The sequence below is a fragment of the Fibrobacter sp. genome (genome assembly GCF_045131395.1).
Lineage (GTDB): Bacteria > Fibrobacterota > Fibrobacteria > Fibrobacterales > Fibrobacteraceae > Fibrobacter.
In genome coordinates this window covers 502036-520947 of sequence record NZ_JBGUQY010000046.1, presented here as the reverse complement: position 1 = coordinate 520947, position 18912 = coordinate 502036, and the positions used below count along the sequence as shown (strand labels likewise).

At 52.6% G+C, this 18912-nt stretch carries 16 protein-coding genes and 1 pseudogene; 11 read left to right on the top strand and 6 right to left on the bottom strand.

Translation table 11 applies throughout. The features are described from left to right. Nucleotides 1-156 precede the first annotated feature (156 nt). From ACJMNB_RS13435 to ACJMNB_RS13420, 4 genes are all read left to right on the top strand, one after another. Nucleotides 157-1050, top strand: a complete 894-nt coding sequence (locus ACJMNB_RS13435; RefSeq protein WP_405343333.1) for a tyrosine recombinase — start codon at nucleotides 157-159, stop codon at nucleotides 1048-1050. A gap of 111 nt (nucleotides 1051-1161) precedes the next feature. Further along, a complete protein-coding gene (locus ACJMNB_RS13430; RefSeq protein ID WP_405343331.1) occupies nucleotides 1162-2943 on the top strand; it encodes a hypothetical protein in 1782 nt (593 codons plus the stop codon). 86 nt (nucleotides 2944-3029) lie between these two features. Next, the gene (gene leuB, locus ACJMNB_RS13425) at nucleotides 3030-4121 is read left to right on the top strand and encodes a 3-isopropylmalate dehydrogenase (protein ID WP_072797651.1); all 1092 of its coding nucleotides are present in this window, start codon (nucleotides 3030-3032) and stop codon (nucleotides 4119-4121) included. A 168-nt stretch (nucleotides 4122-4289) separates the two neighbouring features. Next, on the top strand, nucleotides 4290-4805 hold the full coding sequence (locus ACJMNB_RS13420) for an NUDIX hydrolase (RefSeq protein ID WP_405343329.1): 516 nt from the start codon (nucleotides 4290-4292) through the stop codon (nucleotides 4803-4805). 220 nt (nucleotides 4806-5025) lie between these two features. Here the strand turns inward: ACJMNB_RS13420 and lptE are convergent, their stop codons facing one another. Together lptE and ACJMNB_RS13410 are read right to left on the bottom strand one after the other, a co-directional pair. Then, nucleotides 5026-5538, bottom strand: a complete 513-nt coding sequence (gene lptE / locus ACJMNB_RS13415; RefSeq protein WP_405343327.1) for an LPS assembly lipoprotein LptE — start codon at nucleotides 5536-5538, stop codon at nucleotides 5026-5028. A 91-nt stretch (nucleotides 5539-5629) separates the two neighbouring features. After that, nucleotides 5630-6739 carry a DUF6383 domain-containing protein gene (locus tag ACJMNB_RS13410; protein ID WP_405343325.1) on the bottom strand — a complete coding sequence of 370 codons (1110 nt, stop codon included), beginning with the start codon at nucleotides 6737-6739 and terminating at the stop codon, nucleotides 5630-5632. 150 nt (nucleotides 6740-6889) lie between these two features. Here ACJMNB_RS13410 and serS point away from each other — a divergent pair, with 150 nt between their 5' ends. From serS to lexA, 5 genes are all read left to right on the top strand, one after another. Next, nucleotides 6890-8176: a serine--tRNA ligase gene (serS, locus tag ACJMNB_RS13405; RefSeq protein WP_405343323.1), complete on the top strand. Its 1287-nt coding sequence runs from the start codon at nucleotides 6890-6892 to the stop codon at nucleotides 8174-8176. A gap of 164 nt (nucleotides 8177-8340) precedes the next feature. Then, nucleotides 8341-9669, top strand: a complete 1329-nt coding sequence (locus ACJMNB_RS13400; protein ID WP_405343321.1) for a hypothetical protein — start codon at nucleotides 8341-8343, stop codon at nucleotides 9667-9669. Nucleotides 9670-9684: 15 nt separating this feature from the next. Further along, on the top strand, nucleotides 9685-9876 hold the full coding sequence (locus tag ACJMNB_RS13395) for a hypothetical protein (protein ID WP_405343319.1): 192 nt from the start codon (nucleotides 9685-9687) through the stop codon (nucleotides 9874-9876). A 95-nt stretch (nucleotides 9877-9971) separates the two neighbouring features. Beyond that, nucleotides 9972-11219 carry a nucleoside recognition domain-containing protein gene (locus tag ACJMNB_RS13390; RefSeq protein ID WP_405343317.1) on the top strand — a complete coding sequence of 416 codons (1248 nt, stop codon included), beginning with the start codon at nucleotides 9972-9974 and terminating at the stop codon, nucleotides 11217-11219. Between the two features lie 152 nt (nucleotides 11220-11371). After that, nucleotides 11372-12022 (top strand): transcriptional repressor LexA, encoded by a 651-nt coding sequence (lexA, locus tag ACJMNB_RS13385; protein WP_405343315.1) that lies wholly within the window; start codon nucleotides 11372-11374, stop codon nucleotides 12020-12022. A gap of 129 nt (nucleotides 12023-12151) precedes the next feature. Here lexA and ACJMNB_RS13380 read toward each other — a convergent pair whose 3' ends face one another. Both ACJMNB_RS13380 and ACJMNB_RS13375 read right to left on the bottom strand, forming a co-directional pair. Next, entirely contained in the window at nucleotides 12152-13246 is a 1095-nt protein-coding gene (locus ACJMNB_RS13380; protein WP_405343313.1) for a hypothetical protein, read from the bottom strand. 3 nt (nucleotides 13247-13249) lie between these two features. Next, entirely contained in the window at nucleotides 13250-13789 is a 540-nt protein-coding gene (locus ACJMNB_RS13375) for a peptidylprolyl isomerase (protein WP_405343311.1), read from the bottom strand. Between the two features lie 132 nt (nucleotides 13790-13921). Between ACJMNB_RS13375 and lepA the strand changes: the two genes are divergently transcribed. After that, nucleotides 13922-15742 (top strand): translation elongation factor 4, encoded by a 1821-nt coding sequence (gene lepA, locus ACJMNB_RS13370; RefSeq protein ID WP_405343309.1) that lies wholly within the window; start codon nucleotides 13922-13924, stop codon nucleotides 15740-15742. A 34-nt stretch (nucleotides 15743-15776) separates the two neighbouring features. Beyond that, nucleotides 15777-16895: a S26 family signal peptidase gene (locus ACJMNB_RS13365; protein ID WP_405343307.1), complete on the top strand. Its 1119-nt coding sequence runs from the start codon at nucleotides 15777-15779 to the stop codon at nucleotides 16893-16895. Nucleotides 16896-16991: 96 nt separating this feature from the next. Here ACJMNB_RS13365 and ACJMNB_RS13360 read toward each other — a convergent pair whose 3' ends face one another. Together ACJMNB_RS13360 and ACJMNB_RS13355 are read right to left on the bottom strand one after the other, a co-directional pair. Further along, nucleotides 16992-18236 carry a DUF1015 domain-containing protein gene (locus ACJMNB_RS13360; protein WP_405343340.1) on the bottom strand — a complete coding sequence of 415 codons (1245 nt, stop codon included), beginning with the start codon at nucleotides 18234-18236 and terminating at the stop codon, nucleotides 16992-16994. A gap of 99 nt (nucleotides 18237-18335) precedes the next feature. Then, nucleotides 18336-18833 (bottom strand): annotated as a pseudogene (locus ACJMNB_RS13355) (DUF2062 domain-containing protein); the annotation flags it as partial. Nucleotides 18834-18912 lie beyond the last annotated feature (79 nt).

The window sequence follows — 18912 nt, the reverse complement described above, 5'->3', positions numbered from 1 at the left end:
AGGGGTCGAACCTGCGACCCGCTGATTAAGAGTCAGCTGCTCTACCAACTGAGCTAATCATCCATAGTCGCTTAGGACGCGCACAATTATAGAATTAAAATATGCCCCTGTCAAGGGGTGAAAGCGCATTTTTTCAAAAAAATCTATATTTTTTTCATGAGCCTTAATTCAAACCGCATGGATGCCTATTTGGCCTTTTTGGGTGTGGAGCGGAACCTTTCACCAGTCACCATCCAGAGTTACCAGGAAGACCTGCGGCATTTTGTAGGCTGGCTCGATGACAACGGGATCGACCTCAAGGAACTGAACCCCGAAAAGCTGGACGAATTCCTGGCGCTCACCGCCGGAAAAGAGGAATACTCCCCCACGTCCATCGCTAGGCATTTTTCGAGCCTGCGCGGATTCCTCAAATACATGCAGAGCCAGGGCGAATACGACTTCAGCACGGAATCGATGCTGGACCGCCCGAAACTCGGGCATTACCTGCCGCAGTACCTGACCCGCGAAGAAATCGACAGCGTTTTTGAAAGTGCCGCCAACGGCAAGAATCCGCTCAGAGACACCGCCCTATTCGAACTCATGTACAGCGCAGGCCTCCGAATTTCGGAAACCCTGAGCATCAAGCTTTCGCAGCTGGACCTGGACAACGAATGGCTCACGCCCATCGGCAAGGGCAACAAGCAACGCCTAGTCCCCCTGGGCAGCAAGGCGAAAGAGAATCTAAAGGCCTGGATCGAACTTGGCAGGCCACTCACCCATCCGACCACGGACAACATAATTTTGAATTCCAGAGGCAAACCCATGACCCGCATGGGGGCCTGGAAAATCGTGCAGCAGCATACCATGCACCTCGCCAAGCAGGTCTCGCCCCACACCTTCCGCCACAGCTTTGCCACCCACTGCCTGGAAGCGGGCATGGACCTGCGCGTGCTGCAGGAACTATTGGGCCACGCCGACATCAGCACCACGCAAATCTACACGCATATCGACAAAGAATTCATCAAGCAAGAACACCGCGCCTACCATCCTAGAGAAATGGCCGGAAAATAAACGACCGCACGGTCTGCAAACAGATAAATTCTTACCATCGGCCCAAACATTGATTTGACGCCTCCCTAGATTCTAGGTATATTTGAACAAAAGATAAAAGCAGAGGCTAAAATGAAAAAAATTCTTTTGTTTCCAGCTCTGACTGTCGCCGCATTCCTTGCGGCCTGTGGAGATGACGATTCTTCTAGCCGCAAAGTGATTACGGAAGTCAACTCGATTTACGAGCTCGGCATTTGCGGAGAAGACAACCAAGGCGATACCGTCTACGCCAAAAAAGAAGACGCCCAGTATTATTGCGATGACGCGAACTGGATTCCCGTAGCCTCCAAGGAAACATCAAGTTCTTCAATCAGCAAGATGAGCTCTTCGTCCATGACCAAGGACGAACTCAAGAAGTTCACCGACCTGTGTAAAGCCTCCGGTGGTTCCATGAAAGATGGAGCCTGCTCCTGTAAAAATGAGCTCTGCGATGTCGGTGCCGTCTGTAACACCATCACAGGCGTCTGCAGCAACCAAAGCAAGCCCTCTGATATAGCTTCGGACATCAAATCCAGCACTTCCTCCACCACTACCTTCGCCGACTTGTGCAAGGCATCTGGCGGTACGGCAAAAGACGGGGCTTGCGTCTGCGACGAAGTATCCTGCGACGAAGGCGTTCTCTGCAACACCAAGAGCAAGGAATGTGCGAACAAGGACGCTGTTGAAATCGAATGCGACGACAGCTACAAGAGTACATGCTCCGACAGCCCTGCAAGCATCGGCATTGTCAAGGAATGCGTGAAGGGAGTCGCCGTGAACCGCTCGTGCGGCACGGTCTCTTGCAACGAAAAGGGCTCAGACTGCGGCGAATGCCTCAATGACGTACAGACCTGTGCCGAGGACAAGAACTTCAAGGCGACCGTCACCCGCTGCGAAAAGGGCAAGAAAGTAACCGAGAGCTGTAACGGGAAATCCTGCGACCCGCGCGACAACGGTTGCGGCGAGTGCACGAACTACGAACACACCTGCACCAACGATGAAACCGGAAAGGGAACCGTCTACGAATGTGTCGCCGGCGAAGCCAAGAAAGCCATTTCCATATGCGGCAACAAGTCGTGCCGTACCGACAAGGCCATCTGCGGCGAATGCCTGAACGGCGAACTGAGGTGCGACAACGACAACAACAACAATGCCGTCATGTACAGGTGCGTGGACGGGCAATGGGAACGGCTCCATAACAAGTTCGACCCGCTCGACAAGGACAATTACAAATGTCCCGTCGCTTGTAGAGAAGGCACCGATCCACAGATAATGGCGTACGAATGCGACATAAACCAATGTTCTGATTGTGATCCATGCTGGGGTGAGCCAATGGAGGGATCTCCCTCCAATCCAAACCCCTGCTACGATGAGAAACGTTGCAAACAAATTCTCAAGGATGAAGATCCCGACTACCCGCCGTTCAGGAGTTTCGAGACGAAACAGAAATGGAAGGCCCTGATTCCCGAAGAAAAAATGGCCGCAAAAAATGTTCACGGGTACAACTGGAATAATCACAAACCAGTCTCCAATCCTAAAGAACGCGTGGAAGATTTCGAATTTGACCTTACAAACGAGACGCGCCGCGTATCGTGCAACGCCTTGGGAACCTACTTCGGCAAATGCCACAACACCCTGCAGACCTGCATTAACAAGGCTTATCACACTGGGGGATTCATGGTTGTCTGCTCCAACGGAGACCTTGTTGACGCTGTTGATGGTGAAGAACCCAATGGAGACGGAATCGCTTGCAATTGCGAAATAACAACTAACAACGCCGAGGGATGTTGTTACACCAGAAGAACATGTTTCAAGCAAACCAACTGGGCAACGACCAATTGCAAAAAGCCCTCGGGCAACGAAAACGACGATTAATTTCATCGACATTTCAAGCGAAAGGAACCACAAGGTTCCTTTTTTTCTATCTTTGCCTTGGTCAAAATTTAAACCAAGGATTAACAATGAGCAAGAATTACAAGATTGCAGTGCTTCCGGGCGACGGTATCGGCCCCGAAGTGATGAAAGAAGCTGTCCGCGTGCTGGACGTCGTTTCCAAGAAGTTCGGCTTCGACGTGAACGCCGAATGGGCAAACGTCGGTGGTGCCGCCTATGACGAAAGCGGTTCTCCGCTTCCGGAAAGCACCCTCAAGCTCGGTGAAGCTTCTGACTGTATTCTTTTCGGTTCCGTGGGTGGCCCGAAGTGGGAACACCTCCCCCCGAACCTGCAGCCGGAACGCGGTGCCCTTCTGCCGCTCCGTAAGCACTTCAAGCTTTTCTGCAACCTCCGCCCGGCCCGCGTCTATAAGGAACTCGCAGGCGCTTGCCCGCTCCGCGCTGACATCGTTGGCGACGGTTTCAACATCCTCACTGTCCGCGAACTGACGGGTGACGTTTACTTTGGCCAGCCGAAGGGCCGCGAAGGCGTTCCGGGCTCCAAGGAAGAAATCGGCTTTGACACCATGAAGTACAGCCGCTACGAAGTCGAACGCATTGCCCGCTTCGCTTTCGACGCCGCTATGCTCCGCAACAAGAAGGTTGCCTCTATCGACAAGGCCAACGTGCTCACCACGAGCGTTCTCTGGCGCGAAGTCGTGAACGAAGTCATCAAGGACTATCCGGAACTCACTCTCGAACACCTCTACGTGGACAACGCTGCTATGCAGCTCCTCAAGCGCCCGCGTGAATTCGACGTGCTCCTCTGCCCGAACCTCTTCGGCGACATCCTCACCGACGAATGCGCAATGCTCACCGGTTCCATGGGTCTCCTCCCGTCCGCTTCTATCGCCGAAGGTTCCTTCGGTCTCTACGAACCGGCCGGTGGTTCTGCTCCGGACATCGCAGGCAAGGGTATTGCTAACCCGCTCGCCCAGATCCTCTCCGTGGCCCTCATGCTCCGCTACACCTTCAAGGAAGAAGAAGCAGCAAAGGCTATCGAAGCTGCCTGCGAAAAGGTCATTGCTCAGGGCTTCCGCACTGGCGATATCTACCAGGAAGGCTGCACCAAGGTCGGCACGACTGGCATGGGCGACGCTATTATAGCCGCACTTGCCTAAGTGCAACTAGAACCTACGATTGGCAAGTGCTCTCGCCACCACGGCTCGTTAAGACGAGCCGCTTGTGGCTCACGGATTGCCGCACTCGGCTAATCACAAATACGACCGGTTAATACCGGTCGCTTTTTGCTCACACTAATCACTGTCTACTTCCTACTGTCTACTAAAATGCTGAACACAACCCTCTGCTACATCGAACAAGACGGCAAGTACCTGCTGCTCCACCGCGTCAAGAAAAAGAACGATATCAACAAGGACAAGTGGATCGGCATTGGCGGCAAGTTCGAGGAATGGGAATCCCCCGAAGACTGCATCAAGCGCGAAGCGCTGGAAGAAACGGGTCTCACCCTGATTCGCCCCAGGTACCGCGGCATCGTCACTTTCATCAGCGACGGCATGGACCAGACGGAATTCATGCACCTGTTTACCGCCACCGAGTTCACTGGCGACATCAAGGAATGCGACGAAGGCACGCTGGAATGGGTCCCCAAGGAAGACGTGGCAAAGCTCCCCCACTGGGACGGGGACCTGATTTTCCTCGCCCTCTTGGAACGTGGAGAGCCCTTCTTTTCGCTAAAACTGACCTACAGGGGCTCTACCCTGACCGAAGCCCTGTTGAACGAAGAACCGGTCACTGTGAAGAGCGTCACAGAGGGAATTTTTCACCCTTTAAAAACCGGGTAAAAAAGTTACATTTAAGTCCGTAAGAAACACGTAAGTCGTTGTGAAAAAATATTTTACAAGATTTTAGGTGACTTTTTCGGATTAATAAGTTTAATTTATAAGTATCCAAACCAACCCCTAGCACCGCCCGAGATTCTATCGAAGGCGGTGTGTTTTTTTGAGGGGATTAAGCTACCATTTTGCGAGAGCAGCACTGACTATTATCGGCGCTGCGTAGCAGCTACCACTTTGCAAGGGCGTTTGTGATAATCAGGTCTTGGAGCTTTTCGATGGCTCGGGCCTGGCCATGGCGGTCTTCAGTCTCGTTTGCCTGCACATCGTAAGTGCCTTCGGCGCTTAGGGACTTGGATTCGTAAATGATCTTTTCTTTCACGTTATCGTAGAACTTCACGCTCACGCGAATGGTGACGCGGTAGGTTTCCACATCGCTGTTACTGTTATAGTTTTCAGGCTTGTTGGTGTAGCTCAAAAGGCTCATCTCGAAGTCCGCATTGGCTTCGCCAGTCACAAGACGCACGCCGCCCGCATTCTTGCGGAACATCTCGACCACGCCCTCGCGGATGTTGTTCGCCAGCACCGGGTCCAGGGTCTTGTCTTCAACTTCGTGTATCTTGACAGTCTTGATGTGGCTCGGCAAAGTAGACGCCGTAAAGCTATAGCAACCACTCAAGAGCCCCGCAAAAAGGGCAATCGCGACAAAACAAAGTAAACGAGACAAGATCCTAGAAAACATACTGCAAATATAGAACATTTAAAAAGTCCACGGCAATAACTCGCCGTGGACAATGCATCAAACACCTATTTAAGAATCTAACCAGTAACTCTTAAAGCGAGGTCTTGAAAGTCCTTGAACCGACCTTCACGATATACACGCCCTTGGCTCCGGTATAGACCTTCTGTACGTTTCCGGTACCGCGGGTAGTACGGACGATATGGCCGAGACTATTGAACACCATGATAGACTTGCCTTGGGCATTGGAGACCACGATGCTGTTATCAGAGGACTTGTAGACAGAAACCAAGGCCAGGCTAGGATCCATGTGCAAGGCTTCGGTACCCTGACTAGAAGAAGACAGTTCCTGATTTGCAATTTCGGAAGAACTCGAAGATTCTGGTTCAGGTTTTTCGCTAATAAGGCCATTCACGTCCCATTGCTTCAAGAAATTCCAGATGTCCGAAACTTCGTTCTTGGAAGGCATGTGACCACGTCCTTCAAGCTTCATGTGCTTGATATAGACACCGCCATCGCAGGGACCCCAAGTGTACATCGTAGCCTTTTCACCCTGGTGGGGGTAATTGTCCTGAACTTCAGCCTGCGACGGGCACTTGAACTGGTCGCGGTAATTCTTGATAAAGCCTTCGACATCGCTATAATGCAGAACGTCATCGGTCGTTCCATGGGGATGAATGATAGGAACAGGGCGCTGTGCCTTCGATGCACCCATCACATTTGTACCGGAAGTAGGCGCAAAAGCGGCAATCTTGTCGGCAATCTTGCTCATGGCATTATAAGTGAACATACCGCCCATAGAGAAGCCCGAAAGATACACACGTTTCTTATCGATCTTGTAGTCGTTGTACATCTGGTCAATAATTTCGACCATCCATTTGGTATCCTTGTCACCGCTGATATCCCAGGTGCTGTAACTCGTACCACCTCTCGGATAGACAACCACAAAGCCCGCCGTATCGGCTACAGCTTCCCAATGGGTATTGTCTTGCTGGTAAGTGGGGTCCTGGTCCATGCCGTGGCACGAAATGAGCAGCGGACTATTTTCCGGAAGGTTTGACGGAGCGTATACATGGATTTCTCGGCCCGAAACGGACTTTTTCTGGTAATCGCTCAAAGTTTTTTCATTTCCGCCTCCACCCCAACCACCCCACTGGGCAAAGGTAAAAGACGCTGCTGCCAGAATTGGTAACAAATATTTCATTTTTCACTCCCTAAAAGTTTATAATACTTATCCATAATATATACCCCAAAATAGGGAACGCTACAGGCCAAGAACCAATAACGTTGTTGTCACAAACAACAGATAAATTTCTATATTATCAGCCGAAAATTTTCTCAACCGAGGCATAAAATGCTTGACATCAAGAAAATCCGCGAAAATCCGGAATATTATATTGCTGAAACCGAAAAGAAGTATACGACCGTGAGCCTTCGTGACGTACTGGCCGTCGATAACGAACGCCGCCCGCTCCTCACCGAAGTGGAACGCCTCAAGAGCGAACGCAACGCCCAGTCCAAGAAGATTGGCGAACTCAAGAAGAAGGGCGAAAACGCTGACGAAGCCCAGGCCGCTACTCGCGAACTCGGCAACAAGATCGACGAACTCGACAAGAAGCTGAAGGAACTGGACTACAAGCAGACCGAAATGCTCATGCACGTGCCGAACATTGCCCCCCGCTCTCCGGAAGGCAAGGACAGCTCCGACAACGTGGTCGAAAAAGACGGCCCGATTCCCGCCGACTACTACACCAAGAACGACGATTTCGCCCGCGTGGACCACAAGACCTTGGGCGAACGCCTCGGCATTTTTGACTTTGAACGCGGCGCCAAGATTTCCGGTTCCGGCTTCCCGGTTTACCGCGGTCTCGGCTCTCGCCTGGAACGCGCCCTCATCCAGTTCTTCCTTGACGAACACCAGAAGGCCGGCTTCGAAGAATTCACTCCTCCGTACCTGGTGACCCGCAACACCATGCGCGGCACGGGCCAGCTCCCCAAGTTCGAAGAAGATATGTACCGCTGCGACAAGGATGACGACCTGTTCCTCATCCCGACTGCAGAAGTCCCGCTGACCAACCTCTACTCCGGCGAAGTGATTCCGGAATCTGAACTTCCGAAGCGCATTTGCGCCTACTCCGCTTGCTTCCGCCGCGAAGCCGGTTCTTACGGTAAGGACACCCGCGGTCTCCTCCGTCTGCACCAGTTCAACAAGGTAGAAATGGTCTACTTCGCCCACCCGGAAAAGAGCTACGAAGACCACGAAGAGCTCACCCGCTTCGGCGAAATGCTCCTCGAAAAGCTGGGCCTTCCCTACCACCGTCTCGCCCTCTGCAAGGGCGACCTCGGTTTCGGTGCCGCCAAGTGCTACGACCTTGAAGTCTATGCTCCGGTCGAAAAGAAGTGGCTCGAAGTCAGCTCCTGCTCCAACTTCGAAGACTACCAGGCACGTCGCGCCAACATCAAGACCAAGATCAGTGGCAAGAACGTTTACGTTCACACCTTGAACGGTTCTGGCCTCGCCACTCCGCGCGTGATGGTCGGCATCTGCGACAACTACCAGCAGAAAGACGGCTCGCTCAAGATCCCCGAAGTGCTGCGTCCGTACATGGGCGGGCTTGAGATTATTGAACCGAAAAAATAGTTTTACTAAAAAACAAGCTTTATTAAAGTAGTTTTACAAAGTAAAGTTTTTTCAATACAACATATTGAAAATAAAGTACAACATACAAGGTTACGGCTTGAAGTGCCGTAGCCTTTTTGTTATATTGCCCTAAAACCCCCAACCTATCTCGTAAGGAGATTTTAATGAACATTAAGCTTATTTCTGTAATCTCTGCACTTGCAGTATCTGCTGCAGTTGCACAAGATTACGATGACGAATACGAAGATGAATCCTCCCCTGCAGCCGAAAGCACCCAGGAAGAAGCTCCTGCCGCTCCGGCTCCCGCTGCTGAACCGGCTCCTGCCGCTCCGGTCTTTTCTGCTGAAACCGAAGAAGCCGCTGCACCTACTCCTGCAGTTCAGGCTACGGGTCTCAACGTTCTTCACGGCCGCGCTTACAACATCGTCGCCAATGAAGCCGCAGCTTCTACCGTCCGTGGCAACATCGCCGTGCCTTACAAGATGGCTGGCAGCAAGCTTTTCTATGTGGAACCCTCCGACAAGTACGGTGCTCTCTCCCTCACTTCGGGCAGCATGACCTACTTGCTCGCCTTCGACCGTAACGAAGGCGACCTGGGTCTGGTGACTGCAGGTATTGCAACCAAGGCCTTCGGCGTTACTCTCGATGTAGCCCTCGACAAGAAGTGGGGCTCCGCCGAAGTCAAGAGCGACAACGGCAAGGGCGAAGGTGACGTGTCCGTCACGCAGCCGAACGACTACATCGGAGCAACCTTCGCAGCTCCGCTCGGCACCGTCGACCTCACCATCAACGCCTACTGGAACACATACGCCCTTGAAACCGATACCGAAAGCGGCGACATTGAACACGACGAAGACTACTGGGATCTGGGCGGAAAGGTCGCCCTCTCCAACGCACCGTCTGGCAGCACGTTTGCATGGTCCGTAGGTGCAGATGTGGTCCGTCACAAGGACTTCACCAAGGACGTTAACTTCGGTGCCAACGGCGCCAAGGAAACGACCGAAGCCACCGGCCCCACGGCAAACACCCTCATCCAGCCCTTCTTCAACATCGGTTTCCCGGTGCTTTCCAATGCTGAATCCCGCGTTCTTCTCGGTTTGAACTCCAGACTCCCGCTCGTCTTCTTCGACGAACTGGACAACAAGGGTGCCAAGAAGAAGGATAGCTACAGCATCTTCGGTCTGTACACCAGCCCGAACATCTTTGCTGAAATGAACATCTCTGAAAGCTGGATTATCTTCGGTGGTGCAGCATTCAACTGGGAAGTGTTCTCCTATGCTAGCGACGAATACGTGACCAACTACGATACGCCGAACGCAAAGGTGACTACGGACATTTCCATCATGGGAATGAAGACCAACGCTACCATCGCAACAGCCGGCGCTCGTTTCCAGTACAAGAACCTCTCTGTTGAAGCATCTGTTGCTGAAAACCTGAATTCTGAAGCCTGGGCAGGCCTTATCGGTAACTTCAGCGGAACCCTTTCTTTCTAATCGGAGGATAAAAGAATGAATAAGATTATCAAAATTGCATTGATCGCAAGCGTAATCACGCTCATCGGTTGCTCCGCAGAAGGAAACCCGAACGGTCCCCGCATTGCTGACAAGAGCGTCCAGAATCCCGCTGGCAACAATCCCAGCGACGGCATGGAAGAAATGCTCGATGAAATTACCGGTGATCACGGCGATTTGGACTTCTAATCGAAGGCCCACATTCGGTTAATTCTGAAAATGGACTCCTGGAGAAATCCGGGAGCCATTTTTATATATCAAAAACATTTTACTATTTTTCTTACATGGTCTTAAACATCATTTGGCTTGTTTTCTTTTTTGGAGCGTTTGTCGCTTGCATGGTTCAGTGGCTGGCGTTCGGTGACTCGGGAATTTTCAACAAGGCAATCCTCGGTGCCTTTGACATGTCGAAAACCGCCTTCGAAATTGCCATCGGCCTTACGGGCATTCTCTCCCTTTGGCTCGGTATCATGAAGATTGGTGAAAAGGCCGGTGCCGTGCAGATTCTCGCCAAGATCGTTTCGCCCCTGTTCAGCCGCCTGTTCCCCGAGATTCCCAAGAACCACCCGGTCATCGGCACCATGCTCATGAACATAAGCGCCAACATGCTGGGCCTGGACAACGCAGCTACCCCCATGGGGCTACAGGCCATGAAGCAACTGCAGGAAATCAACCCCAACGAAGACAAGTCCGTTGCGAGCAATTCCCAGATTATGTTCCTGGTGCTGAACGCCAGCGGCCTTACGCTGATTCCCGTAAGCATCATGACTTACCGCGCCCAGCTGGGAGCCTCTAACCCCAGCGACGTTTTCTTGCCCCTTTTGCTTTCTACATTCTTCAGCACCCTGGCCGGCATTTTCGCCCTGAGTTTTTTCCAGAAGGTTAAGCTGAAGGACCCCGTCACCGTTGCCTGGCTTGCAGGACTTTCGGCCTGCGTCATTTCTATCATGGTGTACTTCAGCCGCCTTTCTGCCGAAGCAATCGGTACCACCAGCCTCCTGATTAGCGGAATCGCTCTGTTCGGCATTATCGTAGCCTTCATGGGCCTGGCAGTGTACAAGAAGGTTCAGGCCTACGAGGCCTTTGTAGAAGGCGCTAAAGACGGCTTCCATACTGCCGTCATGATTATCCCGAACCTGGTAGCAATCCTTGTAGGCGTGGCCGTATTCCGTGCCAGCGGAGCCATGGACCTGTTGCTGAACGGAGTCTCTTGGGTACTGGGCCTTTGCGGTGTCGGTAACGATATCGTGCCCGCCCTCCCCACCGCCATCATGAAACCCTTGAGCGGAAGCGGAGCCCGCGGCATGATGATCGATGCCATGAAGACCCTTGGCCCCGACAGTTTTGCAGGCCGCCTGAGCTGCATGTTCCAGGGGGCAGCAGATACCACATTCTACATTATCGCCGTTTACTTCGGTTCCGTAGGCGTCAAGAAGACCCGTCACGCCGTCACCTGCGCCCTGATTGCAGACGCCGCCGGTGTCATTGCCGCCATAGCCATCGCCTACCTGTTCTTCCCGCCGGTACACTAATCCGGCTTTACACATTCCTTTGCAAGCCCGCCTAAAGCGGGCTTTTTCATTGTTGTATGTAAAATAATGAAATTTTGTGCAGTGAACCTATTGACATTTGCCCAATTGTGCATTATATTTGTACATAGAATTTATAAAAAGCGAGGTTTACTATGGAAAACAACAGCAAGCGCAAGGAGCTAACCACTCGTCAAGAAGAAATCCTGGAATACATCAAGAAGTACGCCAAGGAAAACCGCATGCCACCTACCGTCCGCGAAATCGGCAACCATTTTGAAATTTCTTCGACGAACGGCGTCCGTTCCATCCTCGCCGCCCTCATCAAGAAGGGCTACATCAACCGCTCCCCCAGACTGAGCCGCGGCATCGAAGTTGTCGACAGCGGCAACAGCGAATCTTCGGAAGCACCGACCAATACCATTGAAATTCCTATCGTGGGCCGCGTAGCCGCCGGTACGCCGATTCTTGCCGTGCAGAACCTCGAAGGCACCGTCACCATCGACCGCGACTTCCTTGCTTGCCGTTCCGATGTCTTTGCTCTCCGTGTCAAGGGCGATTCCATGATCAACGCAGGCATTCTCGACGGCGACCTGATTTTCGCCCGCCAGCAAAAGACTGCCGACCGCGGCGAAATCATCGTGGCCCAGGTCGACAACGAAGCTACGGTCAAGTACTACCACCCCGCTGCAGACCATATCGAACTGCGCCCGGCAAACCCGCGCTACCGCCCGATCATCGTCAAGAAGGACAAGCACTTCTCCATCGCCGGCAAGCTCATCGGCGTCATGCGCAAGGTGAACTAAAGATTGACTGCGCCGCCTACGGCGCATCGTTCCCACAAACTCGCTTATAAAAGAAATCCGCCCTCGGTCGAACCGGGAGCGGATTTTTAAATGTCTTGGCGAACCAGATTCGCCACCTGTCCAAAAGGACTAATCTTCCATATCGGCGAGATCTTCTTCAGCTTCCTTCAGGTCGTCGGCGTCCGGTCCGATAATATCGTCATCTTCTTCATCCAGGGAATCGCCGTCCATGGCACCCAGCTGGTATTCCACCTTGCGGGCTTCCTTGGACTGACCGAGCTTAAGGATGGCGGCACATTCTTCGCAGAAGCCCAGGTGCTTGTCGACCCAGAATTCCGGAGAAACCAGATTGCGGTTGCAGCGCGTGCACATCTGCGTTGCAGCTTCGCGTTCGAACATCTTGTTCTGTTCTTCCAGTTCCTTGAGGATACGTTCCGTCAGTTCTTCCTGGGTTTCTTCAGCAAGGGAGGACTTGTGGCGGATTGCAGACGTCGGCTTCATGTCAAGATTCTTGACGTCGCTGGACATCTTCTTCTTGTTGGAGCGGTCTTCAGATTCGTCCACCTTGATGAACATGATGGTCTTCGAAAGACGCTTCACCCCCTGGAGGAGCACGGCATAGGCGTAGTCAGGAGCGTTCTTGGACTTCTTTTCTACAACCGGAGTTTCTTCTACGGCCGGTTCAACTTCTACGGGCTTTGCAACAGGCTTGGTTTCAACCTTTGCGGGAGCCTTTTCTACGGGCTTTTCCACAGGCTTTTTTGCAGGAGCGGCCTTCGGTTCAGGCTTTGCAACAACCTTGGGAGCAGCAACCTTGGCGGGAGCCTTTGCAACAGGCTTTGCAGCCGGAGCAGCCTTGGCAGGCTTAGCGGCAACAGGAGCAGCCTTCTTTGCAGGCTTGGCAGCAGCCTTAGGAGCAACGGCCTTGGCGGCCGGCTTAGCGGCAACCTTGGCAACAGCTTTCTTAGAGTCCTTAGCCTTCGGGGCAGCGGCGGGCTTGGCAGCTTTTGCCGGAGCCTTGACTGCGGGCTTTGCAGCAGGCTTTTTCGCAGGAGCAGCCTTGGCAGGCTTTGCAGGTGCGGCCTTCTTGGCGGGCTTGGCAACAGGTTTCTTTGCCGGAGCCTTGGCTGCAGGTTTAGCAGGAGCGGTCTTCTTTGCAGGCTTAGCTGCGGGTTTCTTTGCCGGAGCCTTGGCTGCCTTGGACGATGCTTTTTTAGAACTCATAGATTACTTCTTTTCCACGATAGAGATGTTAATAATTTTATCATCTTGTTCAATACGGCAAACCACATCTTCGCCTTCAAGAACCTTGCCGAAAACCGTATGCTTGCCATCTAGGTGGTGCTGCGGAGTCTGCGTGATGAAAAACTGCGAGCCGTTCGTATTCGGGCCACGATTAGCCATGGAAATAACCCCGGCTTCGTGCTTTAAAGAGCTGATTTCGTCGTCGATGGAATAACCGGGACCACCCCTGCCATTGCCCTCGGGATCACCACCCTGGATCATAAAGCCCGGAATGACGCGGTGAAAGGTTAAACCATTGTAAAAGCCCTTGTTCGCAAGGTCCACAAAATTGGCAACCGTATTCGGGGCGGCCTTGAAATCAAGCTCCAACAGGATCTTGCCTTCGTGGGTTTCGATGGTGGCTTCAATTGACTTAATACCGGAGTAATCCTTGTTGAACACTTTTCCTTCGGCAAATCCAAAACTGAAGAAGCCAAGAACAAGAGCGGAAACAAGGGCGACAAGAACTAAAGGTCTTTTCATATCAACCATGATTGATGGTGCACTTCTTTATTTTATATCGCAAATATAGCTTTTTTTGTCAAAGCCTACATGCGCATTTTCTATATTTAGCCCGAAAAAAAGCAGGATTCACCCGATAATCTTATCGCACTTATGCCGCAAAACGACAACATCAGAAATTTCAGCATTATCGCCCACATTGACCACGGCAAATCTACTCTTGCCGACCGCATGATCGAACTGACGAAGACCGTCTCTAAAAACGAGATGATGAACCAGCTCTTGGACGACATGGACCTGGAACGCGAAAGGGGCATCACCATCAAGGCCCACGCCATCCGCATGGTCTATGAAAAAGACGGCAAAGAATATATCTTGAACATGATCGACACTCCGGGGCACGTGGACTTTACCTACGAAGTCAGCCGTTCCCTGGCCGCTTGCGAAGGCGCAATCCTGGTGGTGGACGCCAGCCAGGGTATCGAAGCCCAGACACTTTCGAACCTCTACCTGGCCCTGGAAAACGATTTGGAAATCATCCCGGTACTGAACAAGGTAGACCTTCCGGGCGCGCAGCCCGATCACATCGCACAGCTGGTGGGTGACCTCCTGGGTTACGACCCCGACAAGATTCCCCGCATTTCTGCAAAGACGGGCCTGAATGTTGAACAGGTGCTGGACAAGATCGTGGACGAAATTCCCGCCCCCAAGGGTGACAGCGGTAAGCCCCTGAAGGCCCTCATCTTTGACTCCGTTTACGACTCCTACCGCGGCGTGATCAACTACATCCGCATTGTGGAAGGTACCCTCAAGGCCGGCATGAAGATCAAGATGATGAAGACCGGCGGCGAATACATGGTGACCGAAGTCGGAACCTTCAGCATGCGCCGTGACCCGCGCCCCGAACTTTCGGAAGGCATGGTAGGTTACGTGCTTGCAAACGTGAAGACCATCAGCGACGTGAAAATCGGCGACACATTGACCGATTCCGCCAACCCTGCCGCAGAACCGCTCCCGGGTTACAAGGATATCTTGCCGATGATCTATTCCGGCATCTACCCCATCAATCCGGAAGACTACAAGGACTTGCGCGAAGCATTGGAAAAGCTCCGCCTGAACGATTCCGCCTTGAGCTGGGAACCTGAAACTTCCGAAGCCCTGGGCTTCGGCTTCCGCACCGGCTTCCTCGGACTTCTTCACATGGAAATCGTACAGGAACGCCTGGACCGCGAATTCAACGTGGACATCATTACCACGGTACCCAACGTGGAATACCACGTGTACATGAGTGACGGCACCATGGTGAAAATCGAAAGCCCCTCCAAGCTTCCGGACGCCAGCCGCTACGACCACATTGAAGAACCTTACGTGAAGGCTCAGATCTTTACGCCCAAGGAATTCGTGGGTGCCCTCATGACGCTGTGCGAAGAAAAGCGCGGCGAATTCGAGACCATGGAATACCTGGACGAAGAAAAGGTGATTCTCAAGTACCACTTGCCGCTGGCCGAAATCATGTTCGACTTCTACGACCGACTGAAGTCCGTGAGCCGCGGCTACGCAGGCCTCGACTACGCCCCCAGCGAATACCGCCGCAACAACCTGGTGAAGCTGGACATTCTCTTAAACGGTGATCCGGTGGACGCCTTCTCGGTGATTATCCACAAGGACAAGGCACACACCTACGCCAACGCCATCTGCGTCAAGCTTAAAGACCTCATTCCGCGCCAGCAGTTCGACGTGGCCATCCAGGGTGCCATCGGCGGGAAGATTATCAGCCGCTCTACGGTGAAGGCCGTGCGTAAGGACGTGCTCGCCAAGTGCTACGGCGGCGACATTACCCGTAAGCGCAAGCTCCTCGAAAAGCAGAAGGAAGGTAAGAAGCGCATGAAGAGCATCGGCTCTGTGGAAGTGCCGCAGAAGGCCTTCCTCGCCGTGCTTTCCCTGAGTGATAATTCTACCAGCAACGGAGATTAATTTGTTCATGTCAGGACTTTCCAGAAAGGTTAAAATGCTTCAGCGAAAAAATTCGCGGAGCCATATCTTTCTGTTGTTCCTGTTTTTGCTGATTGTGCTCGGCGTCTCTTTTGTCGGACGTATCTACGCGTTTGCACCGGTAAAAATCATGGACGCCTCCATGACGCCCAAGTTCAAGGAGCAGTCCACCCACTGGATGTGCAAACTCCCCCAATGCCTGGCCCAGGTAAAAGACCAGGACGTCGTCTGGCTTACGCTGAAAAGCGGCGAGACCATGGTCCGCAGGGTTCTTGCCATGCCAGGCGATTCCATCGAAATCACCGACAAGGGACGAGTCCGTACCCCCCATCGCAATTTCACGTGGAAGGGTGAAGATGCGTTTATCCAAAGCAAGACCATCTACATTCCCAAGGCCGGAGATACCCTCTATTTTGACAAATTAAACGAAGTGGAGCAGGACTACATCCTCACCTACTTGCACACCCATGGTGAAAAAATCGCAGTCAAGTCTAGCCTCTGGCAAGGGGACCGCGAAATCAACATTGACCGCGTGGGTGCCACCAAAATTGCAAACCGCCAGGTGAGCCTCAAGGAAGTCGATTTCTTGCCCTGGCAAGACCGCTACCTGATCGAACTCCAGATCCGCCAGGCCGAACCGGGCAACGCCCCAATCAAGATCAAGCGAGAACTGTTCCGCCTAAAGCCGGCCAAATTGGAACTCTCTCCCCCGCCTTCCGCAATGGACACCACCGCCGAAGACAAGGATACAGTCAAAGTCGATTCTTCGAAAGCAGCAAAAGCCGATTCTACCCAAAAGGATTCCGTAGCCGCAAAGCCCGCCGAGCCCGAACCGGAACAATACCTGGACGAGCCCTTGAACATGATCGTCATCGAAGAGGACTGCTACTACATGACCTGCCTGAAGGGTTCCAGCTGTTCGGATTCTCGCGAAATGGGTTACTTCACTCATAAGGATATTATTGGGCTTTATATGGAATGGCCAGACCGATTCAAGGCAAAGGTCATCAACCCCATTCTCCACTACACCAACCTGGCAATCGATTACGCACTTGCGCTTTTAGCTCCGGAAGAGGAGCCCAACAAAGAAGAAAGCAAAGAAGTTCCAAACAACAACGCCACAAGCAACGAATAAAAATCTTCAATCAATTTCAAAGAAAAAAAGAAAGCGCCTCACACAAAGTGAAGCGCCTTTAATTTTTGTTGGCTAGAAACTAGCCCGTTCGGTCTCTTAATCCAGAGAGTGAACCAGCAGACCGTCGCGGAGCTTGGGTTCAAACCAGGTGCTCTTCGGCGGCATGATTTCGCCAGCATCGGCGATGTTCATGAGCTGATCAAGAGTCGTCGGATACATAGCGAAGGCGCAAGCGCATTCACCGCTATCCACACGCTTCACGAGTTCGCCGAGACCGCGGATGCCACCGACAAAGTCGATGCGCTTGGAAGTGCGCGGGTCGTCGATATCGAAGAGCGGCTTGAGGATAAGTTTCTGGAGGAGAGCCACGTCGAGGCTGTCCACCGGGCCGAGGTTCTTGAGGTATTCGGCCTTGAAGGTGCAAGCATACCACTTGCCGCCCATGTAGAAGTTCACCTGGTTCTGCTTGGCCGGGCTCTGCATCTTGTCGAGTTCGGCAATATCGAACACCTTCTTCATTTCGTCCATGAGCTGTTCCGGAGTACGGCCGTTCAAGTCCTTGAGAACGCGGTTGTAGTCAAGAATCTTGAGCTGGGTGCTCGGGAAGAGGATGGCGAGGTAACGATTGTATTCTTCGTCACCGGTGTTGTTCGGGTTCTGTTCAGCGCGGAAGCTAGCGGCGCGAGCACCGGCAGCACTGCGGTGGTGACCGTCGGCAATGTAGCTCACCGGAACGGCTTCGAAAGACTTGCGGATAGCTTCGATTTCGGCATCGTCGTCGATGACCCAAACCGTGTGGCCGAAACCGTCGCCCTTGCTCACGAAGTCGTAAACGGGCTTACGCTTGGTCACGGCACCGAACACGTCGAACTGGCCCTGATCGCGGTAAGTCAGGAACACCGGACCGGTGTTGGCGTTGGTGGCGAGCACGTGGCGCAGACGGTCTTCTTCCTTATCGGCGCGGGTCAGTTCGTGCTTCTTGATAATGCCGTTGAAGTAGTCAGCAGCGGGCACGCAGCAAACGAGGCCGTACTGTTCGCGACCGTTCATGGTCTGGCGGTAAACATAGAGGCAAGGCTTCTTGTCGTAAGCAATCACGCCGTCGGCAATCATCTTGTCCAGGTTTTCGCGGGCATGGGCGTAAACCTTGGGATCGTAAGCGTCGAGTTCATCCGGCAATTCCAATTCGGCGCGAGTCACGCGCAAGTAGGAATGCGGAAGCCCTTCGGCCATGGCCTTCGCTTCGGCGCGGTTCATCACGTCGTACGGGAGGGCAGAAATCGTTTCGGCTTCGGCCGGGTTCACCGGACGCAGCGCCTTGAACGGATAAATATGCATCATAGGGTGTTTTCCTTTGTGTGCTGCTTTAATTAAAGCTTCGTCTTCTGCAATCAAGCTCTGGATGTAGCTTGTCTTTGCATCCAGCCACTTTTTTTTGCGATAATTTACAATAAAATAGGCCAAGAAAAAGAATATGGCACCGCCAATAGCCGCCACAATGGTAATTCCCAGCATGAAGGCTGCCAAGTGGCCAGCGGCATCGTGCCACAAGTGCGAAATGACCGAAATACAGTTCTTGAAGGAGAGTCCTTCAAATTCCGAAAGGAAGTCAAAATTGATCTTTTCAGGGTTCAGGATCTTGCAACCGATGGCATAACCCGAGGGGTAAAAGAAACCGAACTGGGTCAGTGGGTTTGCAACGAAAGAAGAAACAATCCCAGGCACCTTCGGAAGCCTGAACAAGGCGCAAAAGGCAACCGTCAAAATAATCGCAACACCGATAGTGGGCCAAATACCGATAAAGACGCCTGCGGCAACCGACCATGCCACCTTGAGCGCATCCTGACGCTTGGGGAACATGCGGTTATAGTAAATACGACTCAGTCTCTTGTACTTGGACTCGGACTTGTCGATAGGCTTATGTTTAAAACGAATCATCGGGCGCAAATTTAGAAAAAGTTACAAGCACTCTGCAATCATAGGACCTAAAAGATGTGATAAATTCTAAATTTAGGGT

Excerpts from the sequence above, each read along its gene's own strand:
- ACJMNB_RS13435 (WP_405343333.1), top strand. The coding sequence starts at position 157 with ATGAGCCTTAATTCAAACCGCATGGATGCCTATTTGGCCTTTTTGGGT.
- ACJMNB_RS13430 (WP_405343331.1), top strand. The coding sequence starts at position 1,162 with ATGAAAAAAATTCTTTTGTTTCCAGCTCTGACTGTCGCCGCATTCCTT.
- leuB (WP_072797651.1), top strand. The coding sequence starts at position 3,030 with ATGAGCAAGAATTACAAGATTGCAGTGCTTCCGGGCGACGGTATCGGC.
- ACJMNB_RS13420 (WP_405343329.1), top strand. The coding sequence starts at position 4,290 with ATGCTGAACACAACCCTCTGCTACATCGAACAAGACGGCAAGTACCTG.
- lptE (WP_405343327.1), bottom strand. The coding sequence starts at position 5,538 with ATGTTTTCTAGGATCTTGTCTCGTTTACTTTGTTTTGTCGCGATTGCC.
- ACJMNB_RS13410 (WP_405343325.1), bottom strand. The coding sequence starts at position 6,739 with ATGAAATATTTGTTACCAATTCTGGCAGCAGCGTCTTTTACCTTTGCC.
- serS (WP_405343323.1), top strand. The coding sequence starts at position 6,890 with ATGCTTGACATCAAGAAAATCCGCGAAAATCCGGAATATTATATTGCT.
- ACJMNB_RS13400 (WP_405343321.1), top strand. The coding sequence starts at position 8,341 with ATGAACATTAAGCTTATTTCTGTAATCTCTGCACTTGCAGTATCTGCT.
- ACJMNB_RS13395 (WP_405343319.1), top strand. The coding sequence starts at position 9,685 with ATGAATAAGATTATCAAAATTGCATTGATCGCAAGCGTAATCACGCTC.
- ACJMNB_RS13390 (WP_405343317.1), top strand. The coding sequence starts at position 9,972 with ATGGTCTTAAACATCATTTGGCTTGTTTTCTTTTTTGGAGCGTTTGTC.
- lexA (WP_405343315.1), top strand. The coding sequence starts at position 11,372 with ATGGAAAACAACAGCAAGCGCAAGGAGCTAACCACTCGTCAAGAAGAA.
- ACJMNB_RS13380 (WP_405343313.1), bottom strand. The coding sequence starts at position 13,246 with ATGAGTTCTAAAAAAGCATCGTCCAAGGCAGCCAAGGCTCCGGCAAAG.
- ACJMNB_RS13375 (WP_405343311.1), bottom strand. The coding sequence starts at position 13,789 with ATGAAAAGACCTTTAGTTCTTGTCGCCCTTGTTTCCGCTCTTGTTCTT.
- lepA (WP_405343309.1), top strand. The coding sequence starts at position 13,922 with ATGCCGCAAAACGACAACATCAGAAATTTCAGCATTATCGCCCACATT.
- ACJMNB_RS13365 (WP_405343307.1), top strand. The coding sequence starts at position 15,777 with ATGCTTCAGCGAAAAAATTCGCGGAGCCATATCTTTCTGTTGTTCCTG.
- ACJMNB_RS13360 (WP_405343340.1), bottom strand. The coding sequence starts at position 18,236 with ATGATGCATATTTATCCGTTCAAGGCGCTGCGTCCGGTGAACCCGGCC.